The organism is Streptomyces sp. NPDC003248 (assembly GCF_055563235.1).
In genome coordinates this window covers 691,410-706,919 of record NZ_JBVHDT010000002.1, presented here as the reverse complement: position 1 = coordinate 706,919, position 15,510 = coordinate 691,410, and the positions used below count along the sequence as shown (strand labels likewise).

Annotated in this window: 12 protein-coding genes; 4 read left to right on the top strand and 8 right to left on the bottom strand. The window is 71.4% G+C overall.

Annotated elements, in window-relative coordinates; translation table 11 throughout:
• Positions 1–21: 21 nt before the first annotated feature.
• The 6 genes from folE to dacB form a co-directional block, all read right to left on the bottom strand.
• Positions 22–627 carry a GTP cyclohydrolase I FolE gene (folE, locus tag ACZ3KJ_RS08520; RefSeq protein WP_389524943.1) on the bottom strand — a complete coding sequence of 202 codons (606 nt, stop codon included), beginning with the start codon at positions 625–627 and terminating at the stop codon, positions 22–24.
• 143 nt (positions 628–770) lie between these two features.
• A complete protein-coding gene (ftsH, locus tag ACZ3KJ_RS08515) occupies positions 771–2,810 on the bottom strand; it encodes an ATP-dependent zinc metalloprotease FtsH (protein ID WP_467525644.1) in 2,040 nt (679 codons plus the stop codon).
• Positions 2,811–2,991: 181 nt separating this feature from the next.
• On the bottom strand, positions 2,992–3,552 hold the full coding sequence (gene hpt / locus ACZ3KJ_RS08510) for a hypoxanthine phosphoribosyltransferase (protein ID WP_094057060.1): 561 nt from the start codon (positions 3,550–3,552) through the stop codon (positions 2,992–2,994).
• Between the two features lie 62 nt (positions 3,553–3,614).
• Entirely contained in the window at positions 3,615–4,685 is a 1,071-nt protein-coding gene (gene tilS, locus ACZ3KJ_RS08505; RefSeq protein ID WP_467525642.1) for a tRNA lysidine(34) synthetase TilS, read from the bottom strand.
• A 234-nt stretch (positions 4,686–4,919) separates the two neighbouring features.
• Positions 4,920–6,050: a zinc-dependent metalloprotease gene (locus tag ACZ3KJ_RS08500; RefSeq protein WP_467525640.1), complete on the bottom strand. Its 1,131-nt coding sequence runs from the start codon at positions 6,048–6,050 to the stop codon at positions 4,920–4,922.
• Between the two features lie 171 nt (positions 6,051–6,221).
• Complete coding sequence (gene dacB / locus ACZ3KJ_RS08495; RefSeq protein WP_467525638.1) at positions 6,222–7,895, bottom strand: D-alanyl-D-alanine carboxypeptidase/D-alanyl-D-alanine endopeptidase; 1,674 nt, start codon at positions 7,893–7,895, stop codon at positions 6,222–6,224.
• Between the two features lie 79 nt (positions 7,896–7,974).
• Between dacB and ACZ3KJ_RS08490 the strand changes: the two genes are divergently transcribed.
• On the top strand, positions 7,975–8,466 hold the full coding sequence (locus ACZ3KJ_RS08490; RefSeq protein ID WP_030734045.1) for an inorganic diphosphatase: 492 nt from the start codon (positions 7,975–7,977) through the stop codon (positions 8,464–8,466).
• Positions 8,467–8,637: 171 nt separating this feature from the next.
• Entirely contained in the window at positions 8,638–10,302 is a 1,665-nt protein-coding gene (locus ACZ3KJ_RS08485) for a threonine/serine exporter family protein (protein ID WP_467525636.1), read from the top strand.
• 190 nt (positions 10,303–10,492) lie between these two features.
• Here ACZ3KJ_RS08485 and ACZ3KJ_RS08480 read toward each other — a convergent pair whose 3' ends face one another.
• Both ACZ3KJ_RS08480 and ACZ3KJ_RS08475 read right to left on the bottom strand, forming a co-directional pair.
• Positions 10,493–11,476: a DedA family protein gene (locus ACZ3KJ_RS08480; protein WP_467525634.1), complete on the bottom strand. Its 984-nt coding sequence runs from the start codon at positions 11,474–11,476 to the stop codon at positions 10,493–10,495.
• Positions 11,477–11,658: 182 nt separating this feature from the next.
• Positions 11,659–12,420 carry a MerR family transcriptional regulator gene (locus ACZ3KJ_RS08475; RefSeq protein ID WP_467525633.1) on the bottom strand — a complete coding sequence of 254 codons (762 nt, stop codon included), beginning with the start codon at positions 12,418–12,420 and terminating at the stop codon, positions 11,659–11,661.
• A 138-nt stretch (positions 12,421–12,558) separates the two neighbouring features.
• On the opposite strand from ACZ3KJ_RS08475, the gene ACZ3KJ_RS08470 reads away from it, so the two are divergent.
• A complete protein-coding gene (locus ACZ3KJ_RS08470) occupies positions 12,559–13,842 on the top strand; it encodes an ion channel protein (RefSeq protein ID WP_467525631.1) in 1,284 nt (427 codons plus the stop codon).
• 222 nt (positions 13,843–14,064) lie between these two features.
• The gene (locus tag ACZ3KJ_RS08465; RefSeq protein ID WP_467525630.1) at positions 14,065–15,465 is read left to right on the top strand and encodes a glutamate decarboxylase; all 1,401 of its coding nucleotides are present in this window, start codon (positions 14,065–14,067) and stop codon (positions 15,463–15,465) included.
• Positions 15,466–15,510: the final 45 nt, after the last annotated feature.

Here is a 15,510-nt window from a genome sequence, read left to right as displayed (position 1 = left end):
CCGCCGGCCGCCCCACGGGCGTCAGCGCGCCATGATCAGGCTCATCGCCTCGTTGCGCGTGGCCGCGTCCCGCAGCTGCCCGCGCACCGCCGAGGTGAGGGTCTTCGCGCCGGGCTTGCGGATGCCCCGCATGGACATGCACATGTGCTCGCACTCCACGACGACGATGACGCCGCGCGGTTCGAGGATGTCCATCAGGGAGTCCGCTATCTGAGTGGTGAGTCGTTCCTGCACCTGCGGGCGGCGGGCGTAGACGTCCACCAGGCGGGCCAGCTTGGACAGACCCGTGATCTTGCCGGTGGTGGCCGGGATGTACCCGACGTGCGCGACTCCCCGGAACGGCACCAGATGGTGCTCACAGGTCGAGTACACCTCGATGTCCTTCACCAGCACCATCTCGTCGTGCCCCAGGTCGAACGTCGTCGTCAGGACGTCCTCGGGCAGCTGCCACAGCCCGGCGAAGATCTCCTTGTAGGCGCGCGCCACCCGCGCCGGCGTCTCCCTGAGCCCCTCGCGGTCCGGGTCCTCGCCGACCGCGATCAGCAGTTCGCGTACGGCGTTCTCGGCGCGCTTCTCGTCGAACTCGCCTATGCGGCCCTCGCCGTCCAGCGTCACGGGGTCGGTCATCCTGGGTGCCTCGTTCCTGTGCGGGTCGCGTCTCGGTCACGCGTGTGTGTGCGGGCATAACGGAAATGCCGCGCCCCCCAAGGCTAGAACCAGGGGGGCGCGGCATCCATTCCGGGCCTGGTGGGCCGCCGGAGGCCGGAGGGTCAGTTCTCCGGACGCTCCTCGGGGGCCGGCTCGGCCACCGCGGCGGAGTCCGCCACGGTGGACTTGGCGGTGGTGATCGCGGGCGTCGCGCCGTTGGCACCGTTGGTCAGTGCGAGCTCCTTGGGGGAGAGCACCGGCGGGCGGGTGGACGGCGTGCGCCGCGAGGAACCGGTCCAGGCGGGCCGCGGCGGGCGCTTGACGATGGGGGCGAAGATCTCGGCGATCTCCTCCTTGCCCAGCGTCTCCTTCTCCAGCAGCTGGAGCACCAGGTTGTCGAGGACGTCGCGGTTCTCGACGAGGATCTCCCACGCTTCGTTGTGGGCATTCTCGATGAGCTTCTTGACTTCCTCGTCCACCAGGGCGGCGACCTCTTCCGAGTAGTCGCGCTGGTGGGCCATCTCACGGCCGAGGAAGGGCTCGGTGTTGTCGCCGCCGAACTTGATGGCGCCGAGCCGCTCGGTCATGCCGTACTGGGTGACCATCGCGCGGGCCGTGGCGGTGGCCTTCTCGATGTCGTTCGCGGCACCCGTGGTCGGGTCGTGGAAGACCAGTTCCTCGGCCGCGCGTCCGCCCAGCATGTAGGCCAGCTGGTCGAGCATCTCGTTGCGGGTGGTCGAGTACTTGTCCTCGTCCGGGAGCACCATCGTGTAGCCGAGGGCACGGCCACGGGACAGGATCGTGATCTTGTGGACGGGGTCGGAGTTGGGGGAGGCCGCCGCGACCAGGGCGTGACCGCCCTCGTGGTACGCGGTGATCTTCTTCTCCTTGTCCGACATGATCCGGGTCCGCTTCTGCGGGCCCGCCACGACGCGGTCGATGGCCTCGTCCAGCATCTGGTTGTCGATCAGCTTGCGGTCGGAGCGCGCCGTGAGCAGCGCGGCCTCGTTCAGCACGTTCGACAGGTCCGCGCCGGTGAAGCCCGGCGTGCGGCGGGCGACCGCCGAGAGGTCGACGTCGGGCGCGACCGGCTTGCCCTTCTGGTGGACCTTGAGGATCTCCAGGCGGCCCTGCATGTCCGGGCGGTCGACCGCGATCTGGCGGTCGAAGCGGCCGGGGCGCAGCAGGGCCGGGTCGAGGATGTCGGGGCGGTTCGTCGCGGCGATGAGGATCACGCCGCCCTTGACGTCAAAGCCGTCCATCTCGACGAGCAGCTGGTTCAGCGTCTGCTCGCGCTCGTCGTGACCGCCGCCGAGGCCGGCGCCGCGGTGACGGCCGACCGCGTCGATCTCGTCGACGAAGACGATCGCCGGGGCGTTCGCCTTGGCCTGCTCGAAGAGGTCACGGACGCGGGAGGCACCGACACCGACGAACATCTCGACGAAGTCGGAACCGGAGATCGAGTAGAAGGGGACGCCCGCCTCGCCGGCGACGGCGCGCGCGAGCAGGGTCTTGCCGGTGCCGGGAGGCCCGTAGAGCAGCACGCCCTTGGGGATCTTGGCGCCGACGGCCTGGAACTTCGCCGGTTCCTGGAGGAACTCCTTGATCTCCTGGAGCTCCTCGACGGCCTCGTCCGAACCGGCGACGTCCGAGAACGTCGTCTTCGGGGTGTCCTTGGTGATGAGCTTCGCCTTGGACTTGCCGAAGTTCATGACCCGGGAGCCGCCGCCCTGCATCTGGTTCATCAGGAACAGGAAGACGACCACGATGAGGACGAAGGGGAGCAGGGAGAGCAGGATGCCCACGATCGGGTTCTGCTTGGACGGCGCCACGGTGTAGCCGTCCGGGATCTGCTTGTCCTGGTATTTGGTCTGCAGCGTGTTGGCGATGGTCACGCCCTGGTCGCCGATGTAGCTCGCCTGGATCTTCGAGCTGTCCTCGACCTTTACGCCGTCCTTGAGCGTGACCTTGATGATCTGCTCGTCACCGGTGGTGAGCTTGGCCGACTCGACCTTGTTGTCGTTGATCGCTGCCACGACCTGGCCGGTGTCCACCGTCTTGTAGCCGCCGGACGAGCCGACGACCTGCATCAACACGACCACGGCAAGGACGGCCAGCACGATCCACATGACCGGCCCACGGAAGTATCGCTTCACGTCCATCCATACGGAGCGGTGCCGCCCCGTCCCTCCTGCCATAGTGAGTTTGATAAGACAGTTCTTCTGACGGTACCCCAGCATTGTCGCCCGAAGCGGCACGGGACGGCTGGCGAACCCGTCTGCATGCTCCAACGGCGCGGAACCCGCTGGGGTTCCCGCTCGTCCTGCGAGGGACTCGTGTGGCTCAGCCGCCGTAGACGTGGGGCGCGAGCGTCCCCACGAACGGGAGGTTGCGGTACTTCTCGGCGTAGTCGAGGCCGTAGCCCACGACGAACTCGTTGGGGATGTCGAAACCGACCCACTCGACGTCGATGGCGACCTTCGCGGCCTCGGGCTTGCGCAGCAGCGTGCACACCTTGAGGGAGGCGGGCTCGCGCGAGCCGAGGTTGGACAGCAGCCAGGACAGCGTCAGTCCGGAGTCGATGATGTCCTCGACGATCAGGACGTGCTTGCCCTTGATGTCGGTGTCGAGGTCCTTGAGGATCCGCACCACACCGGAGGACTGGGTGCCCGCGCCGTACGACGACACGGCCATCCAGTCCATCGTGACGGGGGTGGACAGCGCCCGGGCGAGGTCGGCCATGACCATCACCGCGCCCTTGAGCACACCGACGATCAGCAGGTCCTTGCCCGCGTACTCCGCGTCGATCTTCGCGGCCAGCTCGGCCAGCTTCGCGTCGATCTCTTCCTTGGTGATGAGTACCTGCTGGAGGTCGGCACCCATGTCTTTCGCGTCCACCCGCATCACTTTCGGTCGTCCCACCGGCCGGCCGACCCCTCCCCGAGGTGCTCGGAGGGGGTCGGGATTCAGCCTTGCCGAATCACCAGTCTGCCACCCTGGCGCTGGGCGACGACCCGGCCGGGGAGATTGATGGCTCCCTGGCCGCGCCAGCCGGTGATCAGCCGGTCGACCTCCTCGATGTGCCGGGCGAACAGCGAACCGGCCGGGGCGCCCGCCTCGATGGCCGCGCGCCGCAGGACGCGGCGGCGCACGGCGGGCGGGAGGGCGTAGAGCTTGGCGCACTCCAGGAGCCCGGCGGAGTCCCGTACGGCGGCCTCGGCCTGGCGGGCCCAGGCGTCGAGGGCGTCGGCGTCGTCGCGGGAGAGCCGGGCCGTGCGGGCGAGGGCTTCGACGACGCCCTTGCCGAGGGCCTTCTCCAGGGCGGGCAGACCTTCGTGGCGCAGCCGGGAGCGGGTGTAGGCGGGGTCGGTGTTGTGCGGGTCGTCCCAGACGGGCAGGGACTGGACCATGCAGGCCTTGCGGGCGGTCTGCCGGTCGAGGGCGAGGAAGGGGCGGCGGTAACGGCCGCCGGCCCCCGAGACCGCGGCCATTCCGGACAGGGAGCGGATGCCGGAGCCGCGGGCGAGGCCGAGGAGGACGGTCTCGGCCTGGTCGTCGCGGGTGTGGCCGAGCAGGACGGCGGTGGCGCCGTGGCGTTCGGCGGCGGCGTCGAGGGCGGCGTAGCGGGCGTCCCGGGCGGCGGCCTCGGGGCCGCCCGTGCGGCCGACGGTCACGGCGGTGGACTCGACCGGGTCGAGGCCGAGTTCGCGCAGGCGCAGGACGACTTCCTCGGCCCGCAGGTCGGAGCCGGCCTGGAGACCGTGGTCGACGGTGATGCCGCCGGCGCGGATGCCGAGTCTGGGGGCCTCGAAGGCGAGGGCCGAGGCGAGCGCCATGGAGTCGGCGCCGCCGGAGCACGCCACGAGCACGAGCGGCGACGGGGGGCGCTCGTGCGGGGGGACGCTCGGGGGGGTGCGCGGTGGGACACCCCGGGGGGTGTCGGGGGCGTCTGGGGTGCTGGTGCGTTCGGTCAGGAGGTCGTGGAGGACGCGGCGGACCGCCAGGCGTATCGCCGCGACCGCAGGATGGGGACCCATGTCCGGTTCCCTTCATGAAGTTGTCGGGGGGTGAACCCGAGCTCGGTCACTCAGAGTGTGTAGATGGTGACAGAACCGGGCCGTTCCCCGAGCATTGCACGCCTGCCGGGGGCCCACGGTCCCTCGGACGGGTGATTGCGGGGGCATTCGACTGCCGTGGGGCCGGATCGCGGTTCACGAGGGACCACGGAGGATCACTGGGGATCGCGGGGGATCACGGCGGACCGGTCCTGTTCAGGGCTCGGCCCTGCGGTGCACCCGTGCGACCCAGTCCGCCGGTGCGGCGATCTCGGCCTTGGTCGGGAGGGTGTTGGGCGAGGTCCACACGCGGTTGAAGCCGTCCATGCCGACCTGGTCGACGACCGCCCGGACGAAGCGTTCGCCGTCCTTGTACTGCTTGAGCTTGGCGTCCAGCCCCAGCAGCTTGCGCAGCGCCATGTCCAGGCGGGACGCCCCCTTGGCGCGGCGCTGCTGGAACTTCTCGCGGATCTCGGAGACGGTCGGGACGACGGCCGGGCCGACCCCGTCCATGACGAAGTCGGCGTGGCCCTCCAGGAGGGACATCACGGCGGTGAGGCGGGCGAGGATCTCGCGCTGGGCGGGGCTCTGCACGAGTTCGACCAGGGAGTGGCCGCCGTCGTCCTCGTCGCCCTCGGGGCGGCCGCCGACGAGGGACTGGGCGGCTTCCCGGATGCGTTCCAGGAAGGTCATGGGGTCGACGTCGGTCTCGGCGAGGAACGCCTGGATCTCGCCCTCGAGGTGGTCGCGCAGCCAGGGCACCGCGGAGAACTGGGTGCGGTGCGTCTCCTCGTGGAGGCACACCCAGAGGCGGAAGTCGTGCGGTTCGACGTCGAGTTCGCGCTCCACGTGGACGATGTTCGGCGCGACGAGGAGGAGCCGGCCGCCGCCGTCGGCGCCGGCGGGGAGGTCGCGGGTGGAGGGGGCGAAGGTCTCGTACTGGCCGAGGACCCGGGAGGCCAGGAACGACAGCAGCATGCCGAGTTCGACGCCGGTGACCTTCCCGCCCAGGGTGCCGAACACCGCGCCGCCGGGGGTGTTGCCCCGGCGCTCCTGCATCTTGTCGAGGAGCGGCTTGAGGATCTCGCGGAAGCCGGCGACGTTCGCCCGGACCCAGCCGGGGCGGTCGACGACGAGGACGGGGGTGTCGTGGACGTCCTCGGTCCCCATACGAGTGAAGCCCCGGACGTGTCCCTCCGAGGCCTTGGCGTGCCGGCGCAGTTCCGCGACGACGGCGCGCGCCTCGTCGCGGCTCACCTCGGGGCCCGGCCGCACGAGCCGCGTCGCGGTCGCCACCGCGAGATTCCAGTCGACCATCCCGGAAGAGGCACCACCGAAGCTCGTCATGTGTCAACCGTACGTGAGCGCCCGCGCTGGGGGCAGATCGCGGAAGAGGGGTGGGGGACAGATCAGGGTGGCCCGGAGGCCGGGCGGGACGGTGACGCCGTCCCGCCTCCGCGGCGCCCCCGGCTCCGGCTCCCGCCCCGCTCCCTCCTCACCGGCATCCGCACCCCGCCCTCACCGGCATCCGCACCCCGCCAGCGCCGTCGCGGCGCGGTCCAGCGCGGCCTGGGCCGCCGTCGGGTCGGTCGTGTCCGAGGTGAGGAGGGCGAAGGACAGGAGGCGGCCGTCCTGGTCGACGACGGTGCCGGCGAGGGTGTTGACGCCGGTCAGCGTGCCGGTCTTGGCACGGACGACGCCGGCCGCACCGTCGGTGTAGCGGCTGCTGAGGGTGCCGGTGAAGCCGGCGACGGGCAGACCGGTGAGGGTCGGGCGCAGCTCGGGGTGGGCCGGGTCGCCGGCCTTGGCGAGGAGGGCGGTCAGCAGGTTCGCGGTCAGGCGGTCCTCGCGGTCGAGGCCGCTGCCGTCCTTGAACTCGACGCCGGACAGCGGCAGTCCGAGCTTCGCCAGCTGCGCGCGGATGGCCCGGCCGGCGCCGGCGAAGTCGGCGCGTTCGCCGGTGGCGACGGCCGTCTGGCGGGCGAGCGCCTCGGCGATGTCGTTGTCGCTGTTGGTCAGCATCCGCTCGACCAGGGCGGACAAGGGGGGCGAGGAGACCGTCGCGAGGGTCTCCGCGCGGGCGGTCGCCTTCGACGGGCCGGGGGGCGTGGTGTCGATGCCGTGCGACCGGAGGAGGTCCGCGAACCCGCTCGCCGCGTCGGCCGCCGGGTCCGCCACGCGGGTCGCCGGGCCTTTGGCCGAGCCGTCCGTGCGGCCCTCGTCGGCGATCAGGGCGGTGACGGGGGCGAGGTTGGGGTTGACCCCGATGGGGTGAATCTCGGAGCCGGCGTACAGGGTGGTGTCGTAGGAGAGCGTGGCCCGGGTGATGCCGCGTTTCTTCAGGGCCGCGGCGGTCGAGGCGGCCAGGGTGCGCAGGCTGGCGTAGCCCTCGGCGTCGGCGCGGGCGGTGAGGGTGGGGTCTCCGCCGCCGACGAGGACGACCTCCCCGGTGTCGGGTTCGAGGGCGACGCGGGTGGTCAGGCGGTGGTCGGCGCCCATCGCGGCGAGCGCGGCGACCGCGGTGGCGATCTTGGTGGTGGAGGCCGGGGTGAGTGCCTCGTCGGCTCCGGCGCCGTACAGGAGCGTGCCGGTGGCCACGTCGACGACCGCGGCCGTACGCCGGGCGCCGAGGGCCGGGTCGGCGAGCAGGGGGTCCAGGACGCGGGCGAGGGCGTCGGCCGCCGGGGCGGCCTTCACGGTGGTCGTGGTGCCGCCCAGGCCGGTCAGGACGGAGGCCGCGCTGGGGGCGGGCTCCGGCGCGCCGGCCGCCGCCGCTCCGGACGTACCGGACGCATCGGACGGGCCGGTGTCCGGCGTCCCGGCCGTGGCGCCGTGATCTGTGCCACCCGCCCGTTCCAGTGCGGCGGCCCGGTGGCGCTCGGCCGTACGCTGACCGGTGGAGTCCCAGGGGCCGGCGGCGGTCGCCACGCCGACGGCCAGGGCCAGTCCGGCGGTCGCCGCGCACGTGGTGTACTGCCAGGTCCGGCCGGCCTTCGGCATCGCGATCCGCGCGAGCTGCGGTTTCGCCGCCTGCGTGAGCCGTGCGATCCGCGGCTTCGCGGCGGCCGCGGCGCGTTCGGCGCGAGGCCGTACGATCCCTGCGGCCCGTGCCAGACGCGGTCGTACGGCGTTCGCGGCCCGCTCCACGTGCGGTCTCGCGGCGCGCCAAGGCCTCAGTTCCGGCACGACCACCAGCCCCTTTCGCGATCACACCCCTGCGTGAGGGACACTTAACCACCAGAACTATGTGCTGATCATGGAGGAGCCACCGGTGGAGTTCGACGTCACGATCGAGATCCCGAAGGGTTCGCGGAACAAGTACGAGGTGGACCACGAGACCGGTCGGATCCGCCTGGACCGTCGACTCTTCACCTCGACCGCCTACCCGACCGACTACGGCTTCGTCGAGAACACCCTCGGCGAGGACGGCGACCCGCTGGACGCGCTGGTCATCCTGGACGAGCCGACCTTCCCTGGCTGCCTCATCCGCTGCCGCGCGATCGGCATGTTCCGGATGACGGACGAGGCCGGCGGCGACGACAAGCTGCTGTGCGTCCCGGCGACCGACCCGCGCGTGGAGCACCTGCGCGACATCCACCACGTGTCGGAGTTCGACCGCCTGGAGATCCAGCACTTCTTCGAGGTCTACAAGGACCTGGAGCCCGGCAAGTCCGTCGAGGGCGCCAACTGGGTCGGCCGCACCGACGCCGAGACCGAGATCGAGCGGTCGTACAAGCGCTTCAAGGAGCAGGGCGGTCACTGACCTCCCCGCAGCGAAAGGGGCCGCACGCGCGCGTGCGGCCCCTTTCGCATGTCCGCGGGCGGAAGGCCCTTGTGCGGGTCGCGTGACCGTGGGCAGAGGTGCCTCGGTGTGCGGACGGGCGTCTGCGCATACTGAGGCTTACGGAATGTGTCGTTCAGGGAGCGTTGCTCAGTGACGGAGGCGGAGGACCGCAAACCGCAGTCGGACGAGGCCAGGAGCGTGCCCGACTCCGAGATCACCTCCGAGTTCGCGGTTCCGCCGGGCCTGGCCCTGCCCAGGACCGGCGGCGAGTCGGAGACGACGTCGGAGTTCGCCGTTCCCAAGGGGCTGGGCGCCCCGCAGCCGGTGTCGGGGGAGCCCGAGGGGTCGGCGTTCAGCACACCGAGCACCTACAGCACCCACCACGCGCCGGCGGCGTTCACGCCCGCCGAGGGCGTCCCGGTGGTCAGCCTGACCAAGGACGTGCCCTGGCAGGACCGGATGCGCACGATGCTGCGCATGCCGGTGGCCGAGCGGCCCGCGCCGGAGCGGGTGCCGAAGGCGGAGGAGGAGGGCGGTCCGGCCGTCCCGCGCGTGCTCGACCTGACGCTGCGCATCGGCGAGCTGCTGCTGGCCGGCGGTGAGGGCGCCGAGGACGTGGAGGCCGCGATGTTCGCGGTCTGCCGTTCCTACGGGCTCGACCGCTGCGAGCCGAACGTCACCTTCACCCTGCTGTCGATCTCCTACCAGCCGTCCCTGGTGGAGGACCCGGTGACGGCGTCGCGGACCGTGCGCCGCCGGGGCACCGACTACACCCGGCTCGCGGCCGTCTTCCAGCTCGTGGACGACCTCAGCGACCCCGAGACGCACCTGTCCCTGGAGGAGTCCTACCGGCGGCTCGCCGAGATACGGCGCAACCGGCACCCGTACCCCACCTGGGTGCTGACCTCGGCGAGCGGGCTGCTCGCGGGCGCGGCCTCGGTGCTCGTGGGCGGTGACGTCGTCGTGTTCGTGGCCGCCGCGCTCGGCGCGATGCTCGGCGACCGGCTCGCCTGGCTCTGCGCGGGGCGCGGACTGCCGGAGTTCTACCAGTTCCTGGTGGCCGCGATGCCGCCGGCCGCGATCGGGGTCGCGCTGACGCTGGCGCACGTCGACGTGAAGGCGTCCGCGGTGATCACCGGTGGGCTGTTCGCGCTGCTGCCCGGGCGGGCGCTGGTGGCGGGCGTCCAGGACGGGCTGACCGGCTTCTACATCACCGCGGCCGCCCGCCTGCTGGAGGTGCTGTACTTCTTCGTGGGCATCGTCGTCGGCGTGCTGCTGATGCTGTACGTGGGCGTGCAGCTCGGTGCCCATCTCAACCCCGACGCCGCCCTCGGCATCACCGAGCGGCCCGTGGTGCAGATCGGCGCGTCGATGCTGCTGTCGCTGACCTTCGCGGTCCTGCTCCAGCAGGAACGGACCACCGTGCTGGCCGTGACGCTGAACGGCGGTGTCGCCTGGTCGGTGTACGGCGCCATGCACTACGCCGGCGACATCTCGCCGGTCGCCTCCACCGCCGTCGCGGCGGGGGTGGTGGGGTTGTTCGGGCAGTTGCTGTCGAGGTACCGGTTCGCCTCGGCGCTGCCCTACACGACCGCGGCGATCGGGCCGCTGCTGCCGGGGTCGGCCACCTACTTCGGGCTGCTGTCGATCGCCCAGAGCGAGGTGGACACGGGGCTGACCTCGCTGACCAAGGCCGCGGCGCTGGCCATGGCCATCGCCATCGGGGTGAACCTGGGGTCCGAGGTGTCGCGGCTGTTCCTGCGGATCGGCTCCGCCGAGAAACGGCGGGCGGCCAAGAGGACGCGGGGATTCTGAGCGGGGCGCTGCGCTGTGCGGTGCGGTGTGTTCGCTTCCGGTGCGTACCGGTGCGGTGCGTACCGGTGCGGTGCGTACCGGTGCGGTGCGTACCGGTGCGGTGCGTTCCGGTGCGGTGCGTTCCGTTCCGGGCGGGCGCGGGCTCGTCGGGGCTTGTCGCGCAGTTCCCCGCGCCCCTTTCCGGCCGGGGTCAGTAGCCCTGGTTGTGGGGGTACTGGCCGTTCTGGTGCTGCCGGGCGTCGTACGGCTGCTGCTGGGGCTGCTGTGGGGGCTGCCAGTCCTGCTGGTGCGGGTACGGCTGCTGCTGGTACGGCTGCTGCTGCGGGTACTGCTGCTGGTGGGGGTACTGCTGCCGGCCGTAGTGGTCGTCCTGGTAGCCGGCCTGGTGACCGTCCCGGTACTCCTCCTGGTGCCCGTCCCGGTACTCGCCCTGGCCCTGGTGGGTGGTGTACGGCTCATGCTGGTCGATGCGGCGGAGCTGGGTCGTGGCGTCGTCCATGACCGGGGCGTGGGCCTGGGCCATGGCCGGGGCGGGGGGCTCCTCCGCGGCCGCGCGCTTCTTCTTCCCCCGCTCGCGCAGGTACTCGATGATGATCGGCACGACGGAGACGACCACGATGAGGACGAGGATCGCCTCGACGTTCGTCCGGATGACCTTGATCTGGCCGAGCCAGTAGCCCGCGAGCGTGACGCCGGTGCCCCAGGCGACGCCGCCGATCACGTTGTACGACAGGAAGGTGCGGTACTTCATGCGGCCGGCGCCCGCCACGATGGGGGCGAAGGTGCGCACGATCGGCACGAAGCGGGCCAGGACGATCGCCTTCGGGCCGTACTTCTCCATGAACTCGTGCGCTTTCTCCAGGTTCTCCTGTTTGAAGAGCTTGGAGTTGGGCCGGCTGAAGAGCTTGGGACCGAAGAACTTGCCGATCATGTAGCCCACTTGGTCGCCGAGGACGGCGGCGATCACGATCAGCGTGCAGACCAGCCACAGGGGCTGGCTGATGTACTGCCCCTGGGCCACGAAGAGACCCGCCGTGAACAGCAGGGAGTCACCCGGGAGGAAGGCGAAGAGGCCGGACTCGGCGAAGACGATCAGCAGGATGCCGGGCAGGCTGAAGGTCTCGATCAGGTAGTCCGGGCTGAGCCACTCGGGGCCTAGCGCAAGCGTGGTCACGGGGATGTGGCTCCTGCTGTGGGTGCGGGCTGGGACTGGCTGCCCCAACGTATCAACGCAGCCGCCACGGCCCAGGTTCCATGGGGCTTCCCAGGATGCACTGTGATCCCGGTCGGTGAAACCTGTGGCACGGGCACCGGGAACCACGCCCGCGGGCAGGACCCCGGCGGACGTACCGGGCGCTAAGAGGTGTACCGGGCCGCGTTCGCCGTGATCGCCTCCTTGAGGTGTTCGGCGAGACCGGGCCGCAGGGAGTCGTAGAACGCCTTGAAACGCTCGTCGGAGACGTACATCTCGCCCAGACAGCGGTGCATGTCGTACGGGCAGTCGTAGTACCAGGCGCAGATGTGCCGTCGGTGTTCCTCGGCGAGGTCCATGGCCGCCTCGCCGGCGGGCGGCTCGCCGGCCTCCATGAGGTCCGTGTAGCGCTCGCTCCAGGCGTCGACCTCGGCCTGGAGCCGTTTCCAGTCGTCCTTGGTGTAGCGGGCGACGCGGCGCCGGGACTCGGCGTGCGCCTCGGTGCCGCCCCAGCGCGCCTCCGCCTCCTCCGCGTACCGCTCGGGGTCCTTGTCGCCGAAGACCTCGAACCTCTCCTCGGGCGTGAGCCTGATGCCCATCTCGTGCGCCTCCATGGCGTGTTCCACGGCCGCGGCCATCTTCTGGAGCTTCTCGATCCGCGCGGTCAGCAGTTCGTGCTGGCGGCGCAGGTGCGCGCGCGGGTCCGCGTCCGGGTCGTCCAGCAGGGCGGCGACCTCCTCGAGCGGGAAGCCGAGCTCGCGGTAGAACAGGATCCGCTGGAGCCTGTCGAGGTCGGCGTCGTCGTAACGCCGGTGGCCCGCGTGGCTGCGGCCGCCGGGGACGAGCAGTCCGATCTCGTCGTAGTGGTGCAGGGTGCGCACCGTGACCCCGGCGAAACCCGCCACCTGTCCTATGGCGTAGCTCACTTCGTCCGCTCCCTTCTCGGTTCGCTTTCCACGGTGCGCCCTCACGCTGCGTGAGGTGCAAGTCCCGCCGCCCCACACGCCCCCCTCTTTCGGCTCCCCCCGAGCGCCATGTCCGTTTTGCCCGCTTACCGTGAGGTCGTGGCCCAGGACAGCACGCGGCAGGCGTCCACCGCTCCCACGACCCCGGCACGCGCCCTGCTGCCGCTGATCCTGCCCGCCCTGGCCGTCGGCGTCCTGGCGAGCCTGCTGCTCCTGCTGGTGAGCGGGGCGGCCGAGCGGCTCCAGGACGTGCTGTGGGGGGATCTCCCGGACGCGCTGGGGGTGGGCCGGTACTCGGTGCTGTGGGTGCTCGTCATGCTGACCTCGACCGGGATCCTGGTGGGCCTCGTGGTGTGGAAGGCTCCGGGGCACGCGGGACCCGACCCCGCCACGACGGGCCTGGACGCGCCCGTGCTGCCGCCCGTCGTCCTCCCGGGCCTGGTGGTGGCGACCGCGCTGATGCTGGCGGGCGGGCCCAGCCTGGGCCCGGAGAACCCGATCATCGCGGTGAACGTCGCTCTCGCCTTCTGGCTGGGGCGCAGGCTGGTGCCCCGGATGCCGGGCCCGGTGTGGCCGGTGCTCGCCGAGGCGGCGACGATCGGGGCGTTGTTCGGGACCCCGGTCGCGGCGGCGTTGCTGATCTCCGAGGCGCTGGCGGGCAAAGCGGCCGAGGGGCCGCTGTGGGACAGCGTCTTCGCGCCGCTGGTCGCGGCGGCGGCGGGCTCGTTGACCACCACCCTGGTGGCCGAGCCGAGCTTCGACCTGCACCTCCCCCCGTTCGGGCATCCCGGCTGGGCCGACCTGCTCGCGGCGGTTGTGATCGCGTCCGTGGCCGCGCTGCTCGGCATGTGCGCCGTACGGGCCTTCCCCTACGTGCACGGCGCGTTCGCGCGCCTCGGACACCCGATGCTGGCGCTGCCGGCCGGCGGACTCGTGCTGGGGCTGCTGGCTGCCCTGGGCGGCCCGCTGACGCTCTTCAAGGGACTGGAGCAGGTCGGGGAGCTCGCGGCCGATCCGGACGGCTGGTCGGCCGGGCAGCTGGCCACGATGACGGTGGTGAAGCTGGCCGCGTTGCTCGTCGCGGCGTCCTGCGGGTTCCGGGGCGGGCGGATCTTCCCTGCCGTGTTCATCGGCTCCGCTCTCGGCCTCACCGCCCACGCGCTGGTGCCCGGGGTGCATCCGGCGGTGGGCGTGGCCACGGGCGTGCTGGGCCTGCTGCTGGCCATCACCCGGCAGGGCTGGGTGAGCCTGTTCGTCGCGGCCGTCCTGGTGTCCTCCCCGACGATCGTCACGCTGCTGTGCATCGCCTCGCTCCCGGCCTGGCTGCTGGTGACGGGCCGGCCACAGATGCAGTTGCGCGACGACGGAACGGCGGTGCGCTGAGCGTGTGAACCGGACAGGCCCCCCGATCCGATGAACGGACAGACACCTCGCCCCGACGAACCGAACACACCCCTCGATCCCGATGAACCGATCACACCCCTCGACCCGCCGAACCGAACACGCCCCTCGATCCCGATGAACCGAACACGCCCCTCGATCCGATGAAGTGATGCAAGCCGAGGCGAGCCGGCCGGAGGCCGGTCCGCGGTTGGGAGGAAGCCCGTGCCCCTGCACAAAGGTCCCCAGAAGTCCGACGAACGCCCCCTGTCCGTGAACCCGTTCTACGGTGAGGCGAACCCGGTCGGCGGCATGGCCGAGGCCCCGCCCAAGCACCGGCTGCCGGACGAACCCATGGCGCCGTCGGCGGCGTACCAGCTGGTCCACGACGAGCTGATGCTGGACGGCAACGCACGGCTGAACCTGGCCACCTTCGTCACCACCTGGATGGAGCCGCAGGCCGGCGTCCTGATGGGCGAGTGCCGGGACAAGAACATGATCGACAAGGACGAGTACCCGCGCACCGCCGAGCTGGAGCGCCGCTGTGTGGCGATGCTCGCCGATCTGTGGAACGCGCCGGATCCGTCGGCGGCGGTGGGCTGTTCGACGACCGGGTCCAGCGAGGCGTGCATGCTGGCCGGGATGGCGCTGAAGCGGCGCTGGAGCAAGCGCGGTCAGGCGCCCGCAGCGCGGCCTAATCTCGTCATGGGTGTCAACGTCCAGGTGTGCTGGGAGAAGTTCTGCAACTTCTGGGAGGTGGAGGCCCGTCTGGTCCCCATGGAGGGCGACCGCTTCCACCTCGACCCGCAGGCCGCCGCCGAGCTGTGCGACGAGAACACCATCGGGGTCGTGGGCATCCTCGGCTCCACCTTCGACGGGTCCTACGAGCCGATCGCCGACCTGTGCGCGGCCCTGGACGCCCTCCAGGAGCGCACCGGCCTCGACATCCCGGTGCATGTCGACGGCGCGTCCGGCGCGATGGTCGCCCCCTTCCTCGACGAGGACCTGGTGTGGGACTTCCGTCTCCCGCGGGTGGCGTCGATCAACACCTCGGGGCACAAGTACGGCCTGGTGTACCCCGGGGTGGGCTGGGCGCTGTGGCGGGACAAGCAGGCCCTGCCGGAGGAACTCGTCTTCCGGGTGAACTACCTGGGCGGCGACATGCCGACCTTCGCGCTGAACTTCTCCCGGCCCGGCGCCCAAGTCGTCGCCCAGTACTACACGCTGCTGAGACTCGGCCGCGAGGGCTACCGCGCGGTGCAGCAGACCACGCGGGACGTGGCCCGGGGCATCGCCGACCGCGTGGAGGCCCTCGGCGACTTCCGGCTCCTCACCCGGGGCGACCAGCTGCCGGTCTTCGCGTTCACGACGGCACCGGACGTGACGGCGTACGACGTCTTCGACGTCTCCCGCCGGCTGCGGGAGAACGGCTGGCTGGTCCCGGCGTACACCTTCCCGCCGAACCGGGAGGACCTCTCCGTCCTGCGGGTCGTCTGCCGCAACGGCTTCTCGGAGGACCTCGCGGAACTGTTCGTGGAGGACCTGGAACGGCTGCTGCCGGAGCTGCGGCGCCAGTCGGGACCGGCGGTCCGGGACAAGGGGGCGGCGACCGGGTTCCACCACTGAGGCGCGCTGAAGCCCGCCGGCCGCCCCTCCCCGGCGGGTCTCAGC

Bases quoted from the DNA above. Each gene is read 5' to 3' on its own strand.
- ftsH (WP_467525644.1), bottom strand. From the start codon at position 2,810: ATGGACGTGAAGCGATACTTCCGTGGGCCGGTCATGTGGATCGTGCTG.
- ACZ3KJ_RS08500 (WP_467525640.1), bottom strand. From the start codon at position 6,050: ATGACGAGCTTCGGTGGTGCCTCTTCCGGGATGGTCGACTGGAATCTC.
- hpt (WP_094057060.1), bottom strand. From the start codon at position 3,552: ATGCGGGTGGACGCGAAAGACATGGGTGCCGACCTCCAGCAGGTACTC.
- folE (WP_389524943.1), bottom strand. From the start codon at position 627: ATGACCGACCCCGTGACGCTGGACGGCGAGGGCCGCATAGGCGAGTTC.
- tilS (WP_467525642.1), bottom strand. From the start codon at position 4,685: ATGGGTCCCCATCCTGCGGTCGCGGCGATACGCCTGGCGGTCCGCCGC.